Genomic DNA, 23,859 nt, shown 5'->3' on the forward strand with positions numbered 1-23,859 from the left:
TTTGATAAACGTGAGCTGCACTCGACATAGAAGTTTTGCTCCGCCTAGAAGAGCTGCGGTGGGGCAGTTATGGAGATTAGAAATGGAAGTACGTTACTGGGAAGGAGGCCTGCTGCGGCATGAGGTCGAAGCTATCGAGAGCATGCGTAAGGCCTTCAAGGATGTGTCTCAACCTGAAAAATCAGATGCAGCCTCGCCAACGGCTGGTAAGTCTCTAGCTCAGCAGCTCAGTAATCTGTCTCTGAAAGGCAAGGGGGCAGATCAACCTTCTGGTATGTGGCCTTGGAAGGGGTATGCAGGGTTCCGTTTTGCAGACTCGCGCGGTAAAGAAGGCGAGTTCGATCTTGTCATTGTAACCCATAAGAACGTCATCATAGTCGAGCTGAAGCATTGGAATGGTGTTATCACCAGTCATGGTGGCAAGTGGTACCAGAATGGTGATGAGCGTGATCGCTCACCAATATCGGTTACTCAGAATAAAGTCTTTCTACTAAAGAAAAAGCTCAATGCAGTTAGGCAGCAATTCCCGAAGGGCATTGTGCCAAATATCAAATTTTGCGTGGTCTTGAGCGGTAAGTGTACGTTTGATCAGCTACCCGACAATGAGCGCGAGCATGTAATGCATCTCGATGACTTCTTGAAGCTGGCCAACGAGCGTCAATTTAATAATAGGTTTCGCCCGCATCCCGAGGCGGCAGGTCTGAATCAGTATTTTGATGTGTTTGATCAGCTGCTCAATCAGGGAAGTGTCAAACCGAAGGAACTCATGGTTGATGGGTTCCGAGCGCAGGGGGAGCCGATTTTCAAGCATCCCGGCGAGGTTTATGTTGAGTATGAGGCTGCAAACGAGAATAACAAGGCCGATCGTGCTCTTTTACGTTTGTGGGACTTCAATAAGCTCGATGATGTAGATGCCAAAACCCCAGAGGGGCGCTTCAAGATTCTTTCCAGGGAGCGGGATGTTCTGGTTTATCTGGGACAGCGGGATCATGAGTTGGCAAAACGTTGTCTGCGTCCTATCAGAAACCCCTCCGTGCAGTCCGTTACTCAAGAATTTTCTGAGCTGTGCGAGCTTCCGGCAAGTCACTACCGGCTCAACGAATTCATCAATCGATATGCGCAGAACTATGAGGAGAGTGAGCGGGTAAAGTTGGCCAAGATCTTGGTCGCGCAGTTCGCTACCATGCACGGATTTAAGGTCGCTCACCGTGATTTGGGCGACCATAGCGTATGGTTCTCGCCATCCAGCGCCATTGCTTTGTCCAACTTCATTGCAGCCTATCATCAGCCAGCAGGTACGGTTGGCCCACGTCGTGATCAACTGAGTATTGGCTCTATTGCTCTTCCAGAAGATCGTACTGATGAAGGGCACGGCGGTACGCCTTTCCACCGCGACGTTTTCGCGCTTGGACTCCTTTGCTGGCACTTGGCTCAAGCCAAGTCTTTACCTCTCAAGCTGAATGCCGATTACATCGATAGCGTTCGGGATGACATCTTGGATTCGGATACATGGTACTCAGGCGTTCTCGCCAAGGCGGTGGAGCACAATCCAAGCTCTCGCTACGCCAACGCCGGTGAGTTGCTGGACGAGTTGAACCAGGTATCGCCAGAAGATACAGCGCAGTTTGCTTTCGATCAGTCACAACTTGAACGTTTTTCCGCTTCAAGCGCTAGAATTTACAAAATTTACCCGGTGGATGAGGAAATCATTGATACCCCTGAGAAAGAGGTCTATCGGTCGGGTGATTGCATTGTAAAACTATGGCCTACGATCCATGCAGATGCTCCGCAGGCAGGGCAAGGTCCGTTGTTGCTCAGCTTTTTTGAAAAAATAGAATTGCTGAATAAAAGTGGCTATGAATTTTTGCCTAGGATTGATCAGTTTGGGTATGACAAGAGCGGTACTCCTTTTTTAGTTCAACAATTTATCGATGGCCAACACTGGAGCGAATTATCACAGCTGAGCTCGCGACGAGCCGAAGAGCTGATTCGTAATTTTATTTCTGCAGTTGAGTGTCTGCATGAGCAGCAGTTGACTCACGGAGATCTCCATCCTGGAAATATCAAAGTCGTAGTGCCAGTTGATGACGGGCAGTCCGCACAGCTTTACCTGCTAGACCTTCCGGATCTTACAGTTTCAGGAAGCGAACCTTTCAATAATCGATATAGCCCTCTAGCCGAAAGCTGCACACCTTTCGAGCGTGATAACTTTGCTGTCATGCGTATGGCTGTAGAGTTGCTCGGAATGGACTGGGATCAGCCAGATGAACATGATCTGCCTGAGCTGCGTAAGGCAATTAATGAGGAATTACAGAGCGATTCAGGCTTCGTTGCGCTAGACCGATTTAGTGATGCTCTTAATCGTGAATTTCGTCCGAAGCAAGCTAGAACAGTTATTACAGTCACCGTGCGCGGAAATGACTCTCTAGATTTCGCAATTTATCCTGACAATGGACGCCTTTTTGTCAGCATCAAGCCAGATGTAAAGGATGCCCATCAGGCTGTCGTTACGTTCAGCGGTGTGGGCGGAAGCTTTTCAGCTGCATATGAGAAGTCCTCGAAAGCCTTTGTGAGGGGATTCAAGCCTAGTCAGCAGGAGGCTGTTCCGCACTGGGTTGAGCGTAATGCAGATTTTGAAATTGATGTCGAAATTAATGTTGTTGTTGCAAATATTAGTAACCTCAAAGAGCTGTCAGACTTTATGGGGAATAATCTGGCGTTCGACGAGCTTGTTGCCAGTATTATGGATGCTGCCTGTGCTTCCTCAGTAAACCAGGAGGCCGGAGGTGCGCATAACTCCACCGATTTGGCTGCTGACAATGATATCAATGAAGAGCATGTCCCGGAGATAAAAACGAGGTCTATTCAGACAAGTAAAGTCTGGAAGGCTATAATGGATACAGAAGTCGAGGGGCTGCCAACGCTAGAGGTGTCGGGTGAGCCTGTCTTTAATAAAGAAAAAACTGGGCTCATGATTCCATATACAGCCAGTGGTGAGGTTTTAGAGTCGTTCGAGACTGATGATAAAATTAATCTCATCAAGAAGGATGGTGAAAAGCAAATCAATCTTGGTGAGATAGATCTTCGTAAGAGTACAAAGTCTGCTCTGTGTTTGGTGTACTCAGGAAAAACCAGAGCTGTTATTAAAGCTGATGATGTGCTCTATCTTCAAAGCAATAAGAACAGGTCCTCGTTGACCCGTCGAAAGCGCGCGATAGAGCGTATATTAGGTCGTCAATCAGTTGTAACAGGGCTGGTTGACTATTTTGACGAAGGCTGCAGTATAGTTCCTGAGCGATTTTCTGTGCCGCCAACTGAGGAAGGTTTCGCAGTCTACCAGCGAGAAACTTCAAGCGGGCAGACTATTGGCCTCAACGATGCACAGAAGGATGCTTTTTCAAAGTTGATAACAAATGGGCCAGTGGGTTTTTTGCAGGGGCCACCCGGTACCGGTAAGACTGAGTTTATTGCCGCATTCTGCCACTACCTGATAAGTGAAGAGGGTGCTAGGAATATCCTTCTTGTTAGCCAGTCGCATGAGGCTGTAAATACTGCGGCAGAGCGCATTCGTGCCCACTGCCGCAGATTGAATACCGATCTCGATGTTGTGCGTTTCAGCAACCGCGAACAGGTAGTCTCAGATGAGTTGCAGGATGTCTATTCCAAGTCGATTGTCACCCAGCAACAATCGAGCTTTAGCGCTGAACTAAAAAGGCGTTTGTCTCTGATGGCTCCCTCGCTTGGGGTTAGCGCCGGGTTTATCGCGAGCCTGGTTGAGCTTGAGTCGAGGATTCATGGACTGGTCAAAAGCATTGAGCGCCTGGATAAGGATCTGCAAGATGCTGGTGAGGGCACTCTCGAGTCTAAGCAATTGACCGCAAGCCTGAGTCGAATGCAAGAGGATCTGCTTGAGGCGCTTGCCAATGACTATGGTATCTCTGCAGCCCCAGAGTCTACTGCTCGGAATATGCTTGAGCAGGCCTATGCCAGTGTTACCGCCAGTCACGGTGTCAGGCCGCATGAATTTAAGCGTTGCATGGATCTGATCAAGCTGTCTGAGGAGTTGCTGCAACGTATTGCCACTGATGGCGCTAATTACGATGAGTTTCTGATGCGCGCCAGAACACTGGTCTGCGGTACCTGTGTAGGCGTCGGTCTACCGCATTTGAAACTTGCTGAAAACCGGTTTGACTGGGTCATTATCGATGAGGCTGCACGTTCTTCACCTAGCGAGCTGGCGATTGCCATGCAGGTGGGAAGCCGAATTCTGTTGGTAGGGGATCATCGGCAGCTTCCTCCAACCTATGCAGACGAGCATCTCAAGGCCATCGCCCGTGATTTGGGACTGCATAGTCAGTCAGACGAGTTTCGGCGGATCATGCGGAGCGATTTCGAGCGCGCTTTTGAGTCTGCTTATGGCCGAGGTGTCAGTGCCACACTTAAGGTTCAGTACCGTATGCAACCACCGATCGGAGATCTGGTTTCGGAGGTTTTCTACGGTGGTGAACTAATGACTGGTGCGCGGCCTGTGCCGGAATGCTTTTCGAATGCTCCAGATGTTATCGGTTCAATTGTAACTTGGTTGGATACGGGCGTTCTCGGGAAACAAGCTAATCACTCGGAGCAGCAAGGTAGTACCAGCTTGGTAAACCATGCTGAGGCAAACTCCATTATTAAGATGCTCAAAGATATTGAAAGTGACATGGAATTCAGCTCGGCATTAGTTGAGGAAATGACGGAAACCATGGAGCCTCCTATTGGGATCATCTGCATGTATTCTGAGCAGAAGAAGTTGGTTCGTAAAAAGTTTGCCGAGAAAACATGGGCGGAAGATTTCAAGAAATTGGTCAAGATTGACACTGTTGATAGTTACCAAGGAAAAGAAAACCGCATTGTCATTGTTTCTCTGACGCGATCCTCTGCAGACCTTTCTCCAGGCTTCTTGCGGTTGCCGAATCGAATAAATGTGGCAATGTCCCGAGCCATGGATCGTTTGGTTATTGTCGGTGACATGAGTATGTGGGCAGGGCGGAACGCGGATCTGCCGTTGGGTAAAGTTGCCACTTATATTCAAGAGCGTCAGGATGGTGAGCGCTACAGGATTACGTCGGTAGTAAATGCAAAAGGAGCTGCATGATGGCTGGTGAAGCTTTGGTTTTGTTTGAAGTTGATATCTGTGTGCCAGCGCAGCAGTTCAGAATTGAGTATTCTCTGATTGAGAAGGGGGGGCTTCCATTCGTTTCTGAGTTCTTGCTGCGTTTGTTGAAAGTCTCCCCTTTGATGTCGGCTGATATAGCTAGATACTTCGGTTTCACTTCGAAAGAGTTGAGTGCGGCACTGACACCCTTTTTCCAGAAGGGAGAGGTTTCTGTCCAGCCAGATGGGCGGATTAGTCTTTCAGAAAAAGGACTTCGACTCTTCTCAGGAAATGAAGACTCTCCCAGTGTCAGGTCTAGACAGGACTATCGGCGATCATTCACTTTTGACTTGCTAACGTTCTCCTATCTTGGGGGGAAGATTCCATCGGCAAGTACAAGGCGAGCAGTTCTTCTAGATGCCGGTGTTGAAGTTAGGGCTGTTTCACAGCAAAGGGCGGTCGGTGCATTTCAGAATAATTTGCATGAGATATTTCGTCGTGGGGATTTGACAGGGAAGGATCAGCAAGACTCTGTTCCGGAGTTGTACAAAATAAGCGACGTGAGGAAAAGCTCAGACGTGTGCTTTCTTGTTGAGGAGGCGTTGTGCCTTGATGTTGATAGTCTCGATTTGAGTTTCGAGGTGAAAAAGGGAATAGCCGAGGAGGAGGAATATATTGGTCGTCGTGCATCTATGCTGCATAGCCTAAATGGACGCGAAAATTTCGATGATGTTGTTCGACTGGCAGATAGGTTAGGCGATCCAGAAACGATTGATGCTCTTTCGAGCGGAGTGATGGATTTCAGAGGAGTTGCTCAACGTGCTTTGTCGTTTGGCTTAGATGATCGCCGTGGTGACGTAAGAATTTATGGATCCCTACAGCTGAATAGAAATTGGGATCAGGTGTGTTCGTTATTGAAAAAGCACCATGAGAAAATTTCTGATTCTGAGCGTGAAGTTGCTACCAGACTTACCTGGCTCGCTCCGTGCTCCCATGGATTGTGGGGTAAAAGCTCTCGCCATGGTCAAGCATTAAGTAAGTTCGTTGAGTATGCGGGTTTGAAAAACAAACGAAACGACCGGCATGCTTTTGAGGCAGAGATTCTGATTCCCTTGTCGTCTAGCAAGGATTGGCAGTCGAAAAAGGCTGCAAATAATGATTGCGCAGAGGCGAAAGAGTATTTGCACGGCTTTGTCGAGTCTGAAATCTTGGCGCCTCTAGAGGTTTTTATGCTGAGCGGCTGCTTTGCAGTTGTTATGTATCATCTTGTGGTGCCTGACCGTTACCCTGTACCAATTCCGTTTGGATTTATTACTGAAGACCCATCTCGCGTGAGGAGTATTGAGGGGCTAGTTAGGTCTGTTCTTGATGAGTACAGCTTTGAGAATAAGCCAAGGTACTTGGGTGGCTTGGCTGATCTGGGCAGGAATTTGTAGTGGTGTTGATGCTCCGCTCTATGCTGTCAGTGACTGCCGCGCTTTGTGAACGCCGTGCCATGCTTTTGTTGTAGAGTGCAACCAGGCATTTGCAGTAGCAGGGATCGCGTCAGGGATGTCATCAGTTCCCCAACCCAAGAGCTTGGTCATCGATCTGGAGGTCGCTCCCGGAAAGGAGGGGCATCCAGATCGTATCTTTAAGATCGGGGCAGCGCGGCCTGATCTCGGTGTCGAGCTTGATCGTAAGGTCTCGAAAAATCTCCCCGAGATTCTTGCTGAAGTCGATGCGCTGTCCGATGGTGCTGGCTTTCTTCTGGGGCATAACGTCATCGAACATGACTTGCCCATCCTCAAGCAGCAGGCACCTGCGCTCGCTCTGCATTCTCTGCCAGTCATCGACACCTTAAGACTCTCCCCTCTGGCGTTTCCGCAGAACCCCTATCACCGGCTGGTCAAGGATTACAAACTCATCCGAGACAGCCTCAACTCGCCGCTTGCAGACTGTCGTTCGACGCTGGTTTTGTTCAGAGATCAGCGAGATGCATTTGCGCAGTTGAATGAGACCAATCGTGCTGAGCTACTCTGCTACCAGGCATTGCTTGCTCCAAGCATAAAGAGTGATCTGGGATCTTTTTTCGCTTCGCTAACGGGGCAGACTGCAGTTCCGATTTCGGATCTGCAGCGGCTCATTCCCAGTCTGTTGGCGGAAACCGATCCATCATTGGATCGTGATCTCAAGGTATGTAGAGCTCGACTGGAAGCTCTCCTGGCTGAGGACCTTGAGCAGACGGATTTGCATCTGCCCTTGGCTTATGCCCTTGCGTGGTTGAGGGTGTCGGGGGGCAACTCTGTTCTTGCGCCTTGGGTGCGGCATCAGTTCTCTGCTGTTGGGCGATTGATTACTGAGCTCCGGGATGTTCCCTGCGGCCGTTCAGACTGCCGCTACTGCTGCACGACCCACGATCCGCGCCATGAGCTGAAGCGCTACTTCGGCTTTGCTGATTTCCGCTACGAACGCCCCGGCCAAAGCCTGCAACACGATGTGGTTCTCGCAGGCATGCAGGGCAGACATGTGCTCGCTATCCTGGCAACCGGTGGTGGTAAATCGCTGTGTTACCAACTGCCGGCGCTGAATCGTTTTCATCGCAACGGCAGCCTGACCATCATCATTTCGCCTCTGCAGTCGCTGATGAAGGATCAGGTTGACGGGCTTCTTGAGCGAAATGTGCAGTGTGCTGCGACGCTCAATGGCCTGCTGACCATGCCTGAGCGTGCTGATGTGCTGGAGAAGGTCCAGATGGGCGATGTCGGCATTCTGCTGGTATCTCCTGAGCAGTTCCGCAACAAGGCTTTCCGGCGTGCGATACGCCAGCGCCAGATCGGCGCTTGGATTTTCGATGAGGCCCACTGCTTGTCGAAGTGGGGCAACGATTTCCGTCCAGATTACATGTACGCCTCGCGCTTCATTCGCGAGCACACAGGCGATCAACCCCTAGCGCCAATTGGCTGCTTCACTGCAACGGCTAAGCCGGATGTGTTGGCTGATATCCGTGATCATTTCAAGGAAGGCCTCGGAATTGAGTTTGATCAGTTCCTGGGGACTCATGAGCGGACGAATCTTAGCTTTGAAGTGCTGCCCTGCAGTCGTGGCGAGAAATGGCCCAGAACCCATCAATTGCTTGAGGATCACCTCGGCGGCCAGGACGGTGGTGCGGTCGTTTTCGTTGCAAGTCGCAAGGGCGCTGAAGAGCTTTCAGAGTTTCTAGTCGGGCAGGGATGGCCGTGCCGCCATTTCCACGCCGGGATTGAACCCAATGACAAGAAGGATATCCAGGACGACTTCAAGGCTGGGCGGCTCCGCATCATCGTTGCCACCAATGCCTTTGGCATGGGCGTCGACAAGTCCGATATCCGCCTGGTAGTTCACGCAGACATTCCTGGTTCGCTGGAGAACTACCTTCAAGAGGCAGGCAGGGCAGGGCGTGACCAGGATGCAGCACGCTGTGTGCTGCTTTATGACTCGCAGGATATTGAGACCCAATTTGGATTGTGCGAGCGCTCCAAGCTCAGCCTCCGTGACATCCAACAAATTCTCCGCAAGCTGCGTTTCGAGTATGCCAGACGTAAGGGCGGTGAGCTGGTTATCACCGCCGGCGAGATTCTCATGGATGAGACCGTCGAGACCTCGTTCGACGCTGACGACAGTGATGCTGAAACCAAAGTGGTAACCGCGGTTGCCTGGCTGGAGCGGGGGCAATACCTCAAGCGAGAGGAAAACAGTACACAGATTTTTCCGGCGCGCCTGAGTCTGAGCGAAGCGGACGCCGAGCAGCGTTTGCTCAAGGCCAATCTGTCGGAGCGGCGCCGTGAAGAGTTCGGCGCAATTCTAAAATACCTCTACCAGGCCGACGCCGATGAGCGGGTGAATACGGACAATCTGATGTCGCTCACCAGCCTGACTTCTGAGGAAGTTGTTAGCACCCTCAAGCAGATGGAGGAGCTGGGCCTACTCGTCAACGACACCCAACTGACCGTATTGCTACGTCACGGCGTGGTGGACGCCTCCATTCAGCGCCTGGAGCAGACCCTGGCATTAGAGGGAACGCTATTCGAGGTACTCAGCGAGCTGGCGCCAGATGCTGAGGATGGTAGTTGGCAGGATCTCAATCTCGCGGCACTGACGGCGGGGCTCAAAGCCAGACTAGAGCACGACGATGTCATCCCGTTGCAAGTGCTTCGCCTGCTCCGCAGCCTCTCTCAAGATCGTGAAAGCAACAGCCAGCCACGCAGCAGTTTTGAGCTAAAGCAGGTCAATCACGACTACATCAAGCTGAAAGTTCAAGGTAAGTACAGCTGGTCGCAGATTGAACGTTTTGGTGAAAAGCGCCGAGTCATTGCCAGCAAGCTGCTTCAATTCTTGATCGGAAAGCTGGCTCCGGCCTCCAAGGGCAAAGATCTGATGGTGCAGTCCACCTTCGGTGAGCTAGTGGGTGTGATCGAGTCGGATCTGGAGCTCTCACAGGTCATCCCCCCCAACCAGCGTCAGCGAGCAATTGAGCATGTGCTGTTGTACCTGCACAAGCAGGAGGTGCTGACGCTCAACCACGGGATGACTGTGATGCGTCGAGCAATGACCATTGAGGTAAACGCAGACAAGAAGGGCAGCTACCTCAAAGACGATTACCTGCGTCTCGATGAGCATTACAGCGAAAAGCGTATCCAGGTCCATGTGATGCGTGAATATGCCGAGGTCGCGCTCGGCGCTATGGCGAGTGCGCTGGAGCTGGTGCTGCACTATTTCACGGACTCAAAAGATGCCTTCTTGCAGCGCTATTTCTCTGGCCGCGAAGAGGTGCTTAAGCATGCCACCAGTGAAGAGTCCTGGAGATCCATCGTTGAGGATCTGAGCACTCAACAGCGACTCATTGTGGTCGATGACGACGACGTTAATCGCTTGGTGTTGGCAGGGCCAGGGTCTGGCAAAACTCGCGTAATCGTTCACCGTATTGCGTACCTGCTGCGTGTTCGACGGGTTCCTGCCAATGCAATTGTGGCGTTGACCTTCAATCGGCATGCGGCCAATGAAATACGGCGGCGACTTTTGAGCCTTGTCGGAGCTGATGCCTACGGCGTCAGCGTCATGACCTACCACAGCATGGCCATGCGACTGACCGGCACTCGTTTTGAGCGTAGGGATGTTGTCGACGAGGGGGCTCTTAAACAGGTTCTGGAGGACGCTGTTGAGCTTTTGGAGGGCAAGGGAACAGCCGATGGAGAGGACGACCTGCGAGAGCAGTTGTTGCGTGGCTACCGCTACATCCTGGTTGATGAATACCAAGACATCGATGCCCTGCAATACCGTTTGGTGAGTGCGCTTGCCGGTAGACAATCCAGTGAGGAAGGGCGTTTGTGCATTCTGGCGGTAGGTGATGATGATCAGAACATCTACGCCTGGCGCGATACCAACAACCGCTACATTGAGCGCTTTCGCGAGGATTACTCCGCTGCTACCAGCTACCTCGTTGAGAACTATCGATCGACTCAGCGCATCATTGCTGCGGCCAATCACCTGGTTGGCAACAACCCTGGGCGCCTGAAAGCGTCCTATCCCATCCGAATCAACCGGGAGCGCCAGTCAGATCCTCTCGGGGGGCAGTGGCAGGCGCTTGATCCAGGTCGCTCTGGACGGGTTGCACGATTGGCAATTGATCCCAGCGATAGAGCTGTCGGCAACCTTCAGGCGCAGGCTGCTATAGGTGAACTCAAGCGACTGCTGGCGCTGGAAGAGGGTAGCTGGAGTGGATGCGCCATTCTTGCACGCACTCATCAGTATCTGTGGCCAGTCCAGGCGCTTTGCGAGCTTGCCGGCGTTCCGTACTTTCTGGCCTCGGATAAAGACAGTGCGCTGCCCATCACTCGGCAGCGTGATTTCGTGGCTGTTGTTGATCGGCTTCGAGAAATCAACGAGGCGCTTTCGGCTGCTATGGCGTGGCAGCAGGTGTCTGCTGGGGTGAGTGAGAGCTGGCGTAGCTTTTTCCAGGAGGCTTTTACCCAATTACAGGTCGAGCTGGGTGAGTGCCAGCTCAACAGTGCTGCAATCGTGGACTGGCTCTATGACTACGCACGAGAGATGCGGCAGCAGGCCAAGAGTGGCCTGTATCTAGGCACGGTTCATTCAGCGAAAGGCCTCGAATTCAGGCATGTCGTTGTGCTTGATGGCGGCTGGAGTGTGCAGGCTGAGGGGCTTAACGATGAGCGCCGGTTGTACTACGTAGGTATGACGCGTGCAGAGCAGACGCTGACGCTGTGTGAGTTCAGCGCAGTGAATCCATTCAGTGGAAGTCTGTTGGCTGAGATCGCGCAGCAGATCTTTACCGGCGATTACAACTCAGCATTGGAGCGGCGTTATCTGCAGCTCAGTTTGAAGGACATCGACATTGGTTTTGCCGGACGTAGCCCTGTAACAGACCCTATCCATGAGGCACTGAGGTCCCTGGAGCCGGGGGCGACGCTGAAGCTTGAGCAGCGAGGCGAGCGTTATGTGATTCTGGACGACCATGGTCGGGTTGTCGGGCGGACTTCTCAGTCCTTTAGGCTGGATCTTGAGGTTGAATACTGCGAGGTTGCGGGTGTGGTGGTTCGGTTCCTAGAGGACAGCGAGGAGCAGTATCGGTCTCTGCAGAAATGCGAGCGCTGGACGATCGTTATCCCAAGGGTTTGTGGAGTACCTAGCCACTGATCTGGGCTTGCTCGGCAGGCCAAATCGGGTTCGCGGATTACTCAAGTCTGGGGATCCTCTCTGCTATCAAGCTCATGGTAGTGCTTCTAAAACAGGGAGCTATTTTTGAACGGAGGCACGGAATTTGACTGCATCTTTAACCTGGCTGGACCTGACCTCAGCCGATCGCGATAAGGTTCGCCAAATCCTTGATCTGTTCAAGGAGCAGGGCACTGTTGACGAACTTGGCCTCGGTAGTCTCCGCGATGCCCTGTCTGATGCACTGTTCCCAGGGACTTCTGTACTGCATACACGCTTGCGCTATGTGCTGTTTATCCCTTGGATTTACAAGCGTCTCGAGCAAACGGGGAGTGGAGGTGATGTCGCCAGAACTGCGCGCTCTAAAGAGGTGGAGTTGATCTCCCATCTTGCGGATCAAGGCAATGACGGCGTGATCGGCATACAGGCGCGAGAGTCCCTTGCTCGTCTGCCAAGCAGCGTTTATTGGGTCGCACTTTCACGTTGGGGGATTTTCGTACCTCGGCAGAGCCTGAGCTGGTATCACACCCATTTTGATGAGTTACGCCGCGGGGCTCGCCGCCCTGATGCATCGGCAGACGACCCTGGTGTGCTTTTGTCCGGTCGCTATACCTGGCACCCGAGACTGCCTTCAGCACCGGCTGGATTCCCTGTAGGAGCAGAGTTTTCTCTGAGTCGTGAAGAGGCCGAGTTCGTTCAGGCCCAGATCCGTGCCAACTGTAATGGCTCTTTGCTGGGTTGGCTGGCTGATCATCATCTTGCCGAGCAGGCTCATAAGCTTTGGGAGGTTCACCTGCCACCTGATGCTCCCTCCCAGATAGTTTCCACACTCGAGTTGGCTCGCCAGTTTTCATTGGTTGTTGAAGGTGCGCCGCTCCTTTACAACCTGATGTTGGCGGAGAAGCGTGGCAAGACCAATCAGTCGAAAGCCGATATGGAAGCAGCTGACTACTACCGTCAGGAGTTTTCCGAATGGATGGTGCGGGCCAAGGCAGACCTGCAGACCTTCCAGCCAGAGGTCTTGTGGGCTTTTGTGCTGCGTCAGCAGGTGCGTAGTCCGGAGCCTCAACGCCGTTTTGTAGAGCGCTGGTTGCAGTGCGTCAGTCATGGGGATGCTGAACGAGCGCTTGAGGATCGAGAATTACGCTCCCTGATTGAAATGCGAGAGCGGCACCTCAAAGGCCCCAAGCGGGCGCGACTTGCAAATGCTGGCCGGTTGGCAGATTGGAGTGGCCGTGTAGGAGTTGGGCGTATGGAGTTTCGCTGGAGTCAGGTGCGCCGACTGTTGATGGATCTACATGAGGGGTTGTCGCACTGATGCTGTCTCCCGACTCCCGTGCAGTGGCCATGGATTTGCTCAAGCCGCCACCAGGTTACCGACTTGAACGCACCGTACTGACGACCTACAGCCTGGATCTAGAAGTTCTGCTGGCTCTGCCGCTGGCTGTATTGGCTCAGACAGATGCTGGAGTCGAGCAGCTCTTGCTGGATCCGCTGGTGTTGCTCGAGGCTATTCGAGAGGCAGGTGAGCGTATACAGGTTTTTGTCGACGAAGCTGGCATTGCCGTGCCCGCTAACAGCCGGGCTCTATATGGGGCGTTGGAGTCCAGCGTTCATCAGGTAAAAGCGCCTAACGGCGGAGCATTCCATCCAAAAGTCTGGGTGGCCCGTTTTGTTCGTGAAAATGAACCACCGCTGATTCGTGTATCTGTGGCTTCTCGCAATTTAACCTTTGATCGGTCTTGGGATATTGCCCTGACGTCGGAGGCGACTCCTGGCAAAAAAACAATTGCAGCAAGCAAGCCGCTGTCTGACTTGTTGCGTCGATTACCAGGCCTAGGAGATGAAACACTGGATGACGCAGTCATTGCAGGCATTCAGCAACTGGCGGATGAAGTACAGCGGACCGCGTTTCCGGCGCCGGAGGGATTCGATAGCGGTCTTGAGTTTCATGTGTTGGGTTTTGGTAAGCAGAAGGGACACTGGAGCCCAGTCGAGCAGGCAACTCGGGTGCTGGCCATAGCTCCCTTCCTGTCTGACAAGGCGCTGCAAAAAATCGCCAGCCTGGCATCGAGTGAGTCACTGTTGGTTAGTCGTGCAGATCAGCTCTCGCAGCTTGAAGTGGATCTGGCCAAGGATTGGAGCCTCGTACAAGTACTGAGTCCGACGGCCGATGGAGAAGCGGAGGATGGATCTCAGCTACGGCCATCTGGCCTCCATGCCAAGCTGATGGTATTTGAGCATGGGCACCGAGCCAGCTGGTTTGTCGGCTCTGCCAATCTGACTGATGCAGCTTTTACCGGGAGAAATGTTGAGGTGATGGCATCAGCCTCAGGTCCTAAAGGATGTGCTGGGGGTGTTGGCGCTGATGGAAAATTGACCCACCCTGCCGATTGAAATTTGACCCAGGGCGGATTGCTGATTTTGTTACCAGCAACTGTGGATAAGTCTACCAGCGCAGCTGCTGTTGCCCCCACTCCTTCGCTAGCCCAGTTCAGTTGTTTAAGACCTGCCACACGCAGCCATGTAGCAGGCCGTCGTCGCCATGAAATCAGAACGGCTCATCGTCCTCCGGTTCTTGGCCGCCCTTACGCTTTCGCTCCCGTGATTTGATCTTGGCCTGGGCCGCCAAGCTACTGTGTTGCAGGCGATAGGACTCGTTACCGGTTTCGACGATGTGGCAGTGGTGGGTCAGCCGATCCAGCAGGGCGGTGGTCATCTTGGCGTCGCCGAACACGCTCGACCATTCGGCGAAGCTCAGGTTGGTGGTGATCACCACGCTGGTGTGTTCGTACAGCTTGGACAGCAGGTGAAACAGCAACGCACCGCCAGCCTGGCTGAACGGCAGATAACCCAGTTCGTCGAGGATGACCAGATCCATGCGCAGCAGTGCCTGGGCGATCCGCCCGGCTTTGCCGTCGTGTTTTTCGCGCTCCAGCAGATTGACCAGATCGACCGTGGAGTAGAAGCGCACGCGCTTACCGTGCCGGGTGATGCCGGACACGGCCAGCGCGGTGGCTAGGTGGGTTTTACCGGTGCCTGGCCCACCGATCAGCACCACGTTCTGCGCGGTGTCGGTAAAGGCCAGGCTGGCCAGCTCGCTGATCAGGCGTGCGTCGGCGCTAGAGGCGTTGAAATCGAAGCTGGCCAGATCGCGGTGCATCGGCAGCTTGGCCATGTTCATCTGGTGGCTCACCGAGCGCATGGCGCGATCTGTGTGCTCTTGTTCCAGCAGGTGTTCGAGCAGCCACTTGGACGAGGCTGTGTTCGACTCACCCTGTGCAGTTAACTCCGCCCAGGCCGTGGCCATGCCGTGCAGGCGCAGCTCCTTGAGTTCCGCCATCAAATCACGCATGACCGACCTCCTCGGCCTGGCCACGCAGGCGGTCGTAGCGCGCCGTGTTAGCGACGGGGGCTTCCTTGAGCGACAAGTGGGTTTCGACGCTGGGTGGTGGTTCGGATGCTGTCAGCCGTGCCACGACATTGAGGATGTGTTCGGCGCTCAGGCTGCCGCTCTCCAGTACCAGCTCAACGGCTACCAGCACCGCATCGAGCCCGGCGACCGGTACGGCAGCCAGGACTTGCGCCATGATCCTGTCACCGCCGGCATGACGCCCCAGACCATGCTTGAGATGACGCAGCGGCGCTGGCAGATCAGCAAAGGGCGCGCCGTTGCGCAGCGCGCCGGGCTTGCGCTCAATCAGCGGGATGTAGTGCTGCCAGTCGTAGCTGACCTGTTCGCGATCCAGCAAGCGCGCATGGCTGGCAATCAGCGCATCATCGGCCACCACCTCGATGCGGGTCGGATACAAACGGCTGCTGATCCACTTACCCGCGTACTCACACGGCACCGAGTAACGGTTGCGCCCGACACTGACCAGGCAGGTGCTGGAGACCCGCGCAGGCCGCTCGACGTAACCGTCGAAGGCCGCGGGCATAGGCATCAGTTCGGCGCGCTCCAACTCCAGTACCTCGGCCACACTGAGCCCGCTGTATTGAGGGTGCGTCAGCTCGTTCCAAAGCGCGCGGCAGCGCTGGCCCAGCCAGGCATTGAGTTCCTCGAAGGAGTGAAACTGGCAGTCCTGGGCGTCTAGCCAGATACGCCTGCGGCTGTCTTGCACGTTCTTTTCAACGATGCCCTTTTCCCAACCAGCGGCGACGTTGCAGAAGTCCGGATCGAACAGGTAATGCGCGCACATCACCGCAAAGCGCGCATTCACCGCCCGGCCTTTGCCCTTATTGACCTTGTCGACGGCGGTCTTCATGTTGTCGTAGATGCCCCGGCGCGGCACGCCGCCCAAGGAGCCGAACGAGCGTGTATGGGCGTCAAATAACATCTCATGGCCCTGGCTCGGATACGCCACAAGCCAGAACGCACGGCTGGCACACAGCTTCAGATGTGCCACCTGCATACGCCGGTAAATGCCGCCGACCAGCAAGCCTTCCTCGCTCCAGTCAAACTGAAACGCCTCGCCAAGAGCAAAGGTCAGCGGCACAAAGGCCTGCGACGCCTTGCCCTGTCCCCCTCGCCAGGCACGGATAAACGCGGTGAGCTGGCTGTAGCCACCGTCATAACCTTCGGCTTTGATTTGCGCCAACAGCGCCTTGGCACTGCGCCGCTGTTGCTTGGGCCGCAGCGAATCGGCTTTTAGCGCCTGCTCCAGCGTGGCGTGAAAAGGGCTGAGTTTGTTGAAGATCGCGCGGCGTTGGTAGACCGGCGGCTTGGCCTCAGGTGCTCTGACCCACTTGCGAATCGTGTTGCGCGCCAACCCGGTGCGCTTGGCTATCTCATGCAGCGACAGCTTGTCGCGGAAATACATCCGGCGAATTTTGCCCATCATTTCCATACTGATCACCCTGTGTTCTCCTGCTCAAAAATTGAGCAGAAGCAGTTGAACACCTGGGTCAGTTTTCAGTCGGCAGAACAGCCTCTACTGGGTCAGTTTTCGGTCAGCGGCAACAACCCCAGTGCAAATGCTCGCGCCGGGCGAGAAGAAAACCCATCGGGCTTACGTGTGGGCCTACAGCACCACCCCCTTTGCTGATCTCAGGGCGGTGGTGTACGACTTCAGCCCCAGTCGTGCGGGCGAACATGCGCGCCACTTCCTTGGTCAGTGGAATGGCAAGCTGGTCTGCGACGACTTCGCGGGCTACAAGGCCAGCTTCGAGCAGGGCATCACCGAAATTGGCTGCATGGCTCACGCCCGCCGCAAGTTCTTCGATCTTCACGCGGCGAACAAAAGCCAGTTGGCCGAACAGGCACTGCACTCAATTGCCGGCCTGTACGAAATCGAACGGCAAGCGCGCGACTTGAGCGATGAAGATCGCTGGCGAATACGGCAGGAAAAAGCGGCTCCCATCCTCGCCACACTGTATGCCTGGATGCTCGCCCAGCGCGACCTCGTGCCCGAGGGCTCGGCCATCGCCAAAGCCCTGGATTACAGCCTCAAACGCTGGGCAGCGCTGACGCGCTACCTGAATGACGGCGCTGTGCCTATCGACAACAATTGGGTCGAGAACCAGATCCGGCCGTGGGCACTGGGGCGCTCGAACTGGCTGTTTGCCGGCTCACTGCGCAGCGGCAAGCGGGCGGCGGCGATCATGAGTTTGATCCAGTCGGCGCGGATGAATGGGCATGATCCGTATGCCTATTTGAAAGATGTGCTGACGCGGTTGCCGACGCAGCGGGCGAGTGAGATCGAGCAATTGCTGCCGCATCGGTGGGGCCTGCCTAACCCACGCTAGCTGAGTTGGGCAGACGCTTAACAGTGCGGAATAGGATGCATCCCGTGGAACAAGCGTGAGGGCTTAGCGAGGCGATGTGCCCATGTGCTGCTGATGCTGCATCATCTGATCCATCATCATCTGCTGCATGCCCATGTACCTGTCCATCATGTACTGATGCTGCCTCATCTGCTCAGGTGTCATCTGGGAGTAGTGACCTCCCATTTGACCCCAGCCCATCATGTGACCATCTCCCATCATCTGGCCGTTGCCCATCATGTGGCCGCCCATCATGTGGCCGCCCATCATGCCGCCCGCGCAACACCCCATCATCCCGCCATCCCACATCCCATTCATCATGTGCATGCCTTGTTGCATCATGGCTTGGTGCTCTTGCATCAGCTTCTGACGCTGTGCTGGTTCGGTGGCCTTCTGAATTTGGCTCATTTGCTCCTGCATTCTTTTGAGGTTTTCTTGTGCCTTTGCCATCTCCTGGTCGAATTGCTCAACGCTCATCGGTTGCTGTTGGGCCGGTTTAGCAGCGGTAGAGTCCTGCTGCGCGGAGGCTAACGCGGGAAAAAGCGCTGCCGCTAAAGCGAAGGCGGCGAGTCGGGATGCTTTCATCTTCTGTTCCTTGCAGCTGGTGGTTGATCGAGGGTGAGTCACTGCCTTCCAATATAGTCCTCGGTTCTGGGCATAACCTGATTGGGATCAATGGTTGACCCTGTACCTGTTACAGGGTGTATTCAGGCTGCCTACTGGTGAGGAGGTGAGGGAGATGAGTTGTGACAAGGCTTGTGGTTGTGCGAATGGCGCTGCACCGTCGAATCAGGTGTCCACCCCAAGCAATGGGGCTGCGTGGGTCAGTGAGTTTTCTGTACCCAAGATGGACTGTCCTTCTGAAGAGCGCATGATTCGCTTGGCCTTGGAGGGGCGGGAAGGTATCGAGTCGTTATCCTTTGATCTCAGTCAGCGGCGTGTTCACGTATATCACTCGGGGGCGATAGATCTGCACGCTAACAAGCTCGACTCCTTGGGGTTGGGCTCGATCCTGATAGGGACTCGGGCTTGTGCAGCAGACGAGGTCGCGCAGAGGGGGCAGGCTGACGTCCAGGAGGCCTTAGGCGAGTCCAGGGTGCTTAAAGCCTTGTTGGCTATCAACGCTCTTATGTTTGTGGCCGAGCTGGCTCTTGGGGTTATTGCTGAGTCCGCAGGCTTGATTGCGGATTCGCTGGATATGTTCGCAGATGCCGCTGTCTATGGCCTTGCCTTCTATGCCGTTGGGCGGAGCAAGGGGCTACAGCTTAAGGCCGCGCATTTGTCGGGCTTTCTACAAATAGCGCTCGCGTTGGGCGTTTTACTGGAAGTTGTGCGCAGATTTATCTTCGGCAGTGAACCTGAGTCGCTGTTGATGATGGGGGTTGGCTTAGTTGCCCTTGTTGCCAATGTTGGCTGCTTGCTATTGATAGCAAGGCACCGGGATGGCGGGGCTCATATGCGGGCAAGCTGGATATTTTCAGCAAACGATGTATTAGCCAACCTTGGGGTGATTGTTGCTGGCTTGCTGGTGATGATTACAGGTTCTCCCTATCCAGACCTGATCATTGGTTTTGCTGTAGGGCTGCTTGTCCTCAACGGCGGGCGGCAAATTCTTGCCATGAAGGATTGATGACCATGCTCAATAAGGGCTATCGCGTCCGATTAAGAAAACGCGGACACCGTCGGCCTTAATGCTGGAGTTCGGAAGGTGACTTGGCTGGACGCTTACCAATGACGCACCTGCCACACGTGTCGTTAGTGACGACATATGAGCGTAACGTGTACTCGAAATGTGCTTTTTGCGACACGTTGCTTCACGGTTTTTGCAGTCAGCAAATAGGCATATCGCTCGCCCATCCGGCGAGCATAGTGCGGGAGTTGCTGAGGTAGTGGTAGGTCAGGGGGAGGCGGGGCTACTCACTTCAGGGAAACTGATGGCCCCGCTACTGGGCTGTATTGCGTAGATTTGTATGCAGTCGCGGCCACCGGTCATGTGCCCAGGCATAGCCCTCGGGCGAGGTGGTGGTCACTACATACACCCGCCGCTCTATGCCTGTCTCCAGCAATAGCCCCTCTATAGTCTGACCTGGCCCCAGGTCGAACCAATGCGACACTCGCTCGGCATCTTTTTCCATGAACCGTTCCGCCAGGATGCTTACCGTTCGCGGTTGGTAGCGTGCCCACTTGCCGGCTGTGATTGAGTCGTGCCGTGCCCAGCCGGTGGTGGGTAGGTGGCCAGGTTCTTCGCGTCGTCGGCCCCAGAGCACCCACTCGGTGGTACCGTCTGCCTGCAGCACGGGCAAGGCGGCCTTGGGGTTGGGAAAGTAGATCTTCCACACCTGGTCGGCCACGCGGGCCTGCACACCACCACACATTCTTGACTCCTCGCGCTTTCGCGCCGTTTGTCATGTTCTAGACTGCCGGAGCAGGACGCACATTCCCTACCCAGCGGAAAAGGAGTTCCATCATGGGCAATCTATGTCTTACCCGGCGTGCCGGCGAACAGATCCGGCTTACCATCGATCCTGCCGTAGATACCGACAAGCTGCTGCGTCTGCTGCTGCGCGACGGTATTACCGTGCAGATGTTGGAGGTGGATCATGGCAAGGTGCGCCTGGCTATCGAGGCACCCAACCAGGTGAAGATCCTGCGTGCCGAGCTGGTGAACGACTGGCCAACTGTCGGCGGGGTGATACTGGCGGATTGACCGAATTGGGCTCTTCTCGAATACTGTATGCATAAACAGTATTTTGCGGAAGTGCCCAGATGTCCCTTTCCATCCTTGCCCGCGGTGCTCGCCTGCGTGAGCGCCTACTCTCCGACGCCGCAGACCTTCGTATCACCGGCTTCCAGTCGCCCGCCGAGGACGAGAAGGAAGAGGGGCTTTCCCTCGACCGCCTCACCGGCCTGGGCGCGCCGCATATCTGGGGTGTGCAGGTGCTGGATGACACTCTGATCGGGTTCGGTATTTTTCCGGGTGACCGCTTGATCGTTAACCGTGCTGCCGGCCACCTGGAGGGCAGGCTGGTGGTGGTTGATCTGGGAGGCGAGGGCTACCGCGTGCGGCTGGTGGCGCGGGATCTGTTCGGCGGTCTGTGGCTGAGGGCTGCCGATCCGGCGGTGCCGGATGTGCAGCTGGATGGTGAAGAGCCTATCGAGGTGTGGGGCGTGGTGAGCTGGGTGGTCAGCCACGTTGCGCCATGAACGGTACCGGGCGCGTGTTCGCGCTAATCGACTGCAATTCCTTCTACTGCAGCTGCGAGCGTATCTGCCAGCCGGAGCTGAAGCGCCGGCCGTTGGTAGTGCTTTCGAACAACGACGGCTGCGTGATCGCCCGATCGGCGGAGGCCAAGGTGCTGGGCATTGGCATGGGCGCCGCCTACTACCAGGTGCGCGAGCAAATGCGCCGGCATGGTGTGGTGGCGCGCTCCAGCAACTACACCCTGTATGCCGACATCAGCAACCGCGTGATGCGGGTTATGGCCGAGGAACTGGCCGGCATTGAGGTGTATTCCATCGATGAGGCCTGGGGCGACATGACCGGCATCGCCGATATCGAGGCACACGGCCGGCACATCCGGCAGCGCCTAGCGCGTGAGATTGGCATGCCGGTGGGGGTCGGAGTCAGCACCACCAAAACCCTGGCGAAGTTGGCCAATTGGGCCGCGAAGAAGTGGAAGGGCACCGGCGGTGTGCTCGATCTGACCTCCCCGGCCCGGCAGGAGAAGCTGCTGCGCATAGCACCTGTAAGCGAGGTGTGGGGCGTTGGCCATCGCTCGGCGGCCAAGTTGGCGGCGCTAAATATCACCACCGCGTGGGATCTGGCCCAGTTCGATATCGGTACGCTGCGCCAAACCTTCGGCGTGACCATGGAGCGCACTGCGCGCGAGCTGGGTGGCATCAGTTGCATCGGCTTCAACGAGGGGCCAGCACCAAAAGAGGCCATCTGCTCAAGCAAGATGTTCGGCGTGCGCCAGACGGAGCTGGCGCCGATTCGCGAGGCGCTGGCCGCCTACGTGAGCCGGGCGGCGGAGAAGTTGCGTAGCCAGACCTCGTTGTGCAGCACCATCCAGGTAGGCCTACAAACCCAGCTGGCAGACCTTAGGGGGCCGCGCTACGCCAATGCAGTTACCCTGGCACTGCCAGCGCCGACAGACGACACACGTGAGATCCTGGCGCTCGCCCAGCAAGGGCTGACGCAGATATATCGCCCCGGCTACCCATATTCGAAATGCTCCATCCTGCTGATGGGCCTAAGCCGGCGCGGCGAGCTGACGCCAGACCTGTTCTCGCCGGCGCCACGCCGCGGAGCTGAGCGGCTGATGGCGGTGGTCGACCAAATCAATCAGAAGGAAGGACGAGGCACCGTGCGTATCGGCAGCGTGCCTGCTGCACCGGCCTGGGCTATGCGCAGAGAAATGCTCAGCCAGCGCTACACGACGCGCTGGGAAGAGGTGATTGGGGTACGTGGATAGTTGAAATTTGGTGTCTGCCCTCGGTCATATACGGTCTTCCGCCAGTGACTGTTTCCGCCAGAGGCACTGCTTTCTCTGCGTATTACCTCACCTCACGACTGCGCGGTTGGCCGAGGCTCGTGTACGTACAGATCAGAACGCTCATCGATTTTTCCAAGTCGGACTAGACGTGCAGCAATCCCACCCTTGCTGCGCTCGTGAGCTATCGACATCTGTTCGATTGAAGCGCCGCTTTCAAACTCGGCGATCAGACGCTGCTCTTCGTCGACAGTCCACGGTTTTCCTGCTTGCCCACCGGAGCTGGGTTTCTGAAGTTTGACTGGACCAGTGTCGAGAGCTTGTGCAGCCAAGAACAGTGCCCTTATCACGTCAGGTGAGTTCACCACATGATTTCCAGGCAAAATTTCGCCGGTGACGGGATCTACGCCGTTGGCGAGGAGCTCGAGAATACGCTTGGCTTCCTTCGGTGACACGTGAAAGGCCTCCTCCGAGGTTTAAGGTTTGGATGTTTGGGGTGGCCAGCGATGTCTGTATGCGTAGAGCTCAAGGCTAACCTTTCTGCCACAGCTGGTTCATGGGGACTGCAAAGGCGTTCGGTATATCCGCTAACGGGAGGGTGCTGGTGCCTGTGTACAGCAGGATGCCGCCCTGCCAGCTACGGCCAGCCTGCTCGGCCAATCGTGCCAGCCCGCGAGCGTCGCGTCCCTGTATGGAGGCGGACTTTTTCACTTCCACCCCCCAGAGGCGGTCTTCCTGCTCAATGACCAGATCCACTTCGAGCTGATCCTTGTCGCGGTAATGGGAGAAGCGCAGTTCGCTGTCACACCAGCCGGACTGGCAGATCAGTTGCTGTACGACAAAGCTCTCTAGCATCCCGCCAAAGGCGTTGTCGGGCTTGTTCCAATCGGCTGCCTTCAGGCCAGTGAGTGCGCTACCCAGGCCTGAGTCGATGATGTGGATCTTGGGGGCCTTGATCAGTCGTTTGGCTGCATTGCGGTGCCATGCCGGCAGCGTGCGTACCAGGAACAACCGCTCCAGCACTGACAGGTAGCGACTGATAGTGTCGCGCTGCAGACCGATGTCCTGCATCAGATTGCTGATGTTGATTAGGTTGCCGGTGCGCAGGGCGATGAGTTGGAGCAGGCGCAGTAGCTCATCTCCGTCGCGGATGTTGGCGATGTCCTGCACATCTCGCTGAATGATGGCATTCAGGTATTGGCGGTACCACTGGCGTGCACGCGCCTCCGTTCTGGTGTTTGGTTCGGGGTAGCCGCCGCCTACGACTGCTTCGGCAATGCCGGCAACAGGGGGCTGGACGCCCGTGATGGCGGGTTTGATCTGGTTGGCCAGCAGGGCTTCCAGGAGCGAGAAGTCGCTGTGGTGTTTTTCCTGCTCCGACAGCGGGTTGAGATAGATCACCTCCATCCGTCCTGCGAGCGACTCCTGTACGTTGGGCAACAGCAGCAGATTGGCCGACCCGGTCAGAATGAAGCGACCAGGGCGACGATCATTGTCGACCGAGAGTTTGATCGCTGTCAGCAACTCGGGAACGCGTTGTACTTCATCGAGTATCACCCGGTCCGGAAGGCCTGCCACAAAACCCAGTGGGTCATAGCGGGCGGCAGCCAGCATTGTGTTGTCGTCGAAGGAAACGTAGGTGCGTCCTGGCTCCAGCTGGCGAGCTAGGGTGGTTTTGCCGACCTGGCGTGGGCCAAGGATGCACACGACAGGCGTGTCGCTGAGGGCATCGAGCACCTGTTGCTGCAGATAACGAGGGTGAAGGGTCGTAGT

Annotated in this window: 14 protein-coding genes and 1 pseudogene; 10 read left to right on the plus strand and 5 right to left on the minus strand. The window is 55.5% G+C overall.

The annotated features are described in order from the left end of the window. Nucleotides 1–82 precede the first annotated feature (82 nt). The 5 genes from OU419_RS10705 (at nucleotide 83) to OU419_RS10725 (ending at nucleotide 14,227) form a co-directional block, all read left to right on the plus strand. The gene (locus OU419_RS10705; RefSeq protein WP_254472138.1) at nucleotides 83–5,137 is read left to right on the plus strand and encodes an AAA domain-containing protein; all 5,055 of its coding nucleotides are present in this window, start codon (nucleotides 83–85) and stop codon (nucleotides 5,135–5,137) included. Further along, on the plus strand, nucleotides 5,134–6,573 hold the full coding sequence (locus OU419_RS10710; protein WP_268173344.1) for a hypothetical protein: 1,440 nt from the start codon (nucleotides 5,134–5,136) through the stop codon (nucleotides 6,571–6,573). Before OU419_RS10705 ends, OU419_RS10710 begins: the two co-directional genes overlap by 4 nt. A gap of 115 nt (nucleotides 6,574–6,688) precedes the next feature. Next, nucleotides 6,689–11,812 carry a RecQ family ATP-dependent DNA helicase gene (locus tag OU419_RS10715; protein WP_254472140.1) on the plus strand — a complete coding sequence of 1,708 codons (5,124 nt, stop codon included), beginning with the start codon at nucleotides 6,689–6,691 and terminating at the stop codon, nucleotides 11,810–11,812. 124 nt (nucleotides 11,813–11,936) lie between these two features. Next, nucleotides 11,937–13,148, plus strand: coding sequence for a DUF6361 family protein (locus tag OU419_RS10720; protein WP_033942940.1), 1,212 nt, complete (start codon nucleotides 11,937–11,939; stop codon nucleotides 13,146–13,148). A gap of 29 nt (nucleotides 13,149–13,177) precedes the next feature. After that, entirely contained in the window at nucleotides 13,178–14,227 is a 1,050-nt protein-coding gene (locus OU419_RS10725) for a phospholipase D family protein (RefSeq protein ID WP_254472141.1), read from the plus strand. Between the two features lie 154 nt (nucleotides 14,228–14,381). Here the strand turns inward: OU419_RS10725 and istB are convergent, their stop codons facing one another. After that, nucleotides 14,382–15,185, minus strand: a complete 804-nt coding sequence (gene istB, locus OU419_RS10730; protein ID WP_011911830.1) for an IS21-like element ISPst3 family helper ATPase IstB — start codon at nucleotides 15,183–15,185, stop codon at nucleotides 14,382–14,384. Beyond that, a complete protein-coding gene (istA, locus tag OU419_RS10735) occupies nucleotides 15,178–16,677 on the minus strand; it encodes an IS21 family transposase (protein WP_254472210.1) in 1,500 nt (499 codons plus the stop codon). The genes istB and istA overlap by 8 nt, the downstream gene beginning before the upstream one ends. 106 nt (nucleotides 16,678–16,783) lie before the next feature. Here istA and tnpC point away from each other — a divergent pair. Then, nucleotides 16,784–17,575, plus strand: a pseudogene (gene tnpC, locus OU419_RS10740) (IS66 family transposase); the annotation flags it as partial. A 63-nt stretch (nucleotides 17,576–17,638) separates the two neighbouring features. On the opposite strand, the gene OU419_RS10745 reads toward tnpC, so the two are convergent. Beyond that, the gene (locus OU419_RS10745; RefSeq protein WP_254472142.1) at nucleotides 17,639–18,178 is read right to left on the minus strand and encodes a hypothetical protein; all 540 of its coding nucleotides are present in this window, start codon (nucleotides 18,176–18,178) and stop codon (nucleotides 17,639–17,641) included. A gap of 154 nt (nucleotides 18,179–18,332) precedes the next feature. Between OU419_RS10745 and OU419_RS10750 the strand changes: the two genes are divergently transcribed. The 4 genes from OU419_RS10750 to umuC all read left to right on the plus strand — a co-directional run bounded on the left by OU419_RS10750 (nucleotide 18,333) and on the right by umuC (nucleotide 22,068). Further along, nucleotides 18,333–19,223: a cation transporter gene (locus OU419_RS10750; protein ID WP_254472143.1), complete on the plus strand. Its 891-nt coding sequence runs from the start codon at nucleotides 18,333–18,335 to the stop codon at nucleotides 19,221–19,223. An 837-nt stretch (nucleotides 19,224–20,060) separates the two neighbouring features. Continuing rightward, on the plus strand, nucleotides 20,061–20,300 hold the full coding sequence (locus OU419_RS10755) for a carbon storage regulator (protein ID WP_254472144.1): 240 nt from the start codon (nucleotides 20,061–20,063) through the stop codon (nucleotides 20,298–20,300). Between the two features lie 59 nt (nucleotides 20,301–20,359). Further along, entirely contained in the window at nucleotides 20,360–20,797 is a 438-nt protein-coding gene (locus OU419_RS10760) for a LexA family protein (protein ID WP_254472145.1), read from the plus strand. Next, nucleotides 20,794–22,068 (plus strand): translesion error-prone DNA polymerase V subunit UmuC, encoded by a 1,275-nt coding sequence (gene umuC / locus OU419_RS10765; RefSeq protein ID WP_254472146.1) that lies wholly within the window; start codon nucleotides 20,794–20,796, stop codon nucleotides 22,066–22,068. The genes OU419_RS10760 and umuC overlap by 4 nt, the downstream gene beginning before the upstream one ends. Nucleotides 22,069–22,160: 92 nt before the next feature. Here the strand turns inward: umuC and OU419_RS10770 are convergent, their stop codons facing one another. Together OU419_RS10770 and OU419_RS10775 are read right to left on the minus strand one after the other, a co-directional pair. Beyond that, on the minus strand, nucleotides 22,161–22,541 hold the full coding sequence (locus OU419_RS10770) for a hypothetical protein (protein WP_254472147.1): 381 nt from the start codon (nucleotides 22,539–22,541) through the stop codon (nucleotides 22,161–22,163). Between the two features lie 76 nt (nucleotides 22,542–22,617). Beyond that, entirely contained in the window at nucleotides 22,618–23,823 is a 1,206-nt protein-coding gene (locus tag OU419_RS10775) for an ATP-binding protein (RefSeq protein WP_254472148.1), read from the minus strand. Nucleotides 23,824–23,859 lie beyond the last annotated feature (36 nt).

Source organism: Pseudomonas triclosanedens, assembly GCF_026686735.1.
GTDB lineage: Bacteria > Pseudomonadota > Gammaproteobacteria > Pseudomonadales > Pseudomonadaceae > Pseudomonas > Pseudomonas triclosanedens.

Excerpts from the sequence above, each read along its gene's own strand:
- OU419_RS10705 (WP_254472138.1), top strand. The coding sequence starts at position 83 with ATGGAAGTACGTTACTGGGAAGGAGGCCTGCTGCGGCATGAGGTCGAA.
- OU419_RS10710 (WP_268173344.1), top strand. The coding sequence starts at position 5,134 with ATGATGGCTGGTGAAGCTTTGGTTTTGTTTGAAGTTGATATCTGTGTG.
- OU419_RS10715 (WP_254472140.1), top strand. The coding sequence starts at position 6,689 with ATGTCATCAGTTCCCCAACCCAAGAGCTTGGTCATCGATCTGGAGGTC.
- OU419_RS10725 (WP_254472141.1), top strand. The coding sequence starts at position 13,178 with ATGGATTTGCTCAAGCCGCCACCAGGTTACCGACTTGAACGCACCGTA.
- istB (WP_011911830.1), bottom strand. The coding sequence starts at position 15,185 with ATGCGTGATTTGATGGCGGAACTCAAGGAGCTGCGCCTGCACGGCATG.
- istA (WP_254472210.1), bottom strand. The coding sequence starts at position 16,677 with ATGGAAATGATGGGCAAAATTCGCCGGATGTATTTCCGCGACAAGCTG.
- OU419_RS10745 (WP_254472142.1), bottom strand. The coding sequence starts at position 18,178 with ATGAAAGCATCCCGACTCGCCGCCTTCGCTTTAGCGGCAGCGCTTTTT.
- OU419_RS10750 (WP_254472143.1), top strand. The coding sequence starts at position 18,333 with ATGAGTTGTGACAAGGCTTGTGGTTGTGCGAATGGCGCTGCACCGTCG.
- OU419_RS10755 (WP_254472144.1), top strand. The coding sequence starts at position 20,061 with ATGGGCAATCTATGTCTTACCCGGCGTGCCGGCGAACAGATCCGGCTT.
- OU419_RS10760 (WP_254472145.1), top strand. The coding sequence starts at position 20,360 with ATGTCCCTTTCCATCCTTGCCCGCGGTGCTCGCCTGCGTGAGCGCCTA.
- umuC (WP_254472146.1), top strand. The coding sequence starts at position 20,794 with ATGAACGGTACCGGGCGCGTGTTCGCGCTAATCGACTGCAATTCCTTC.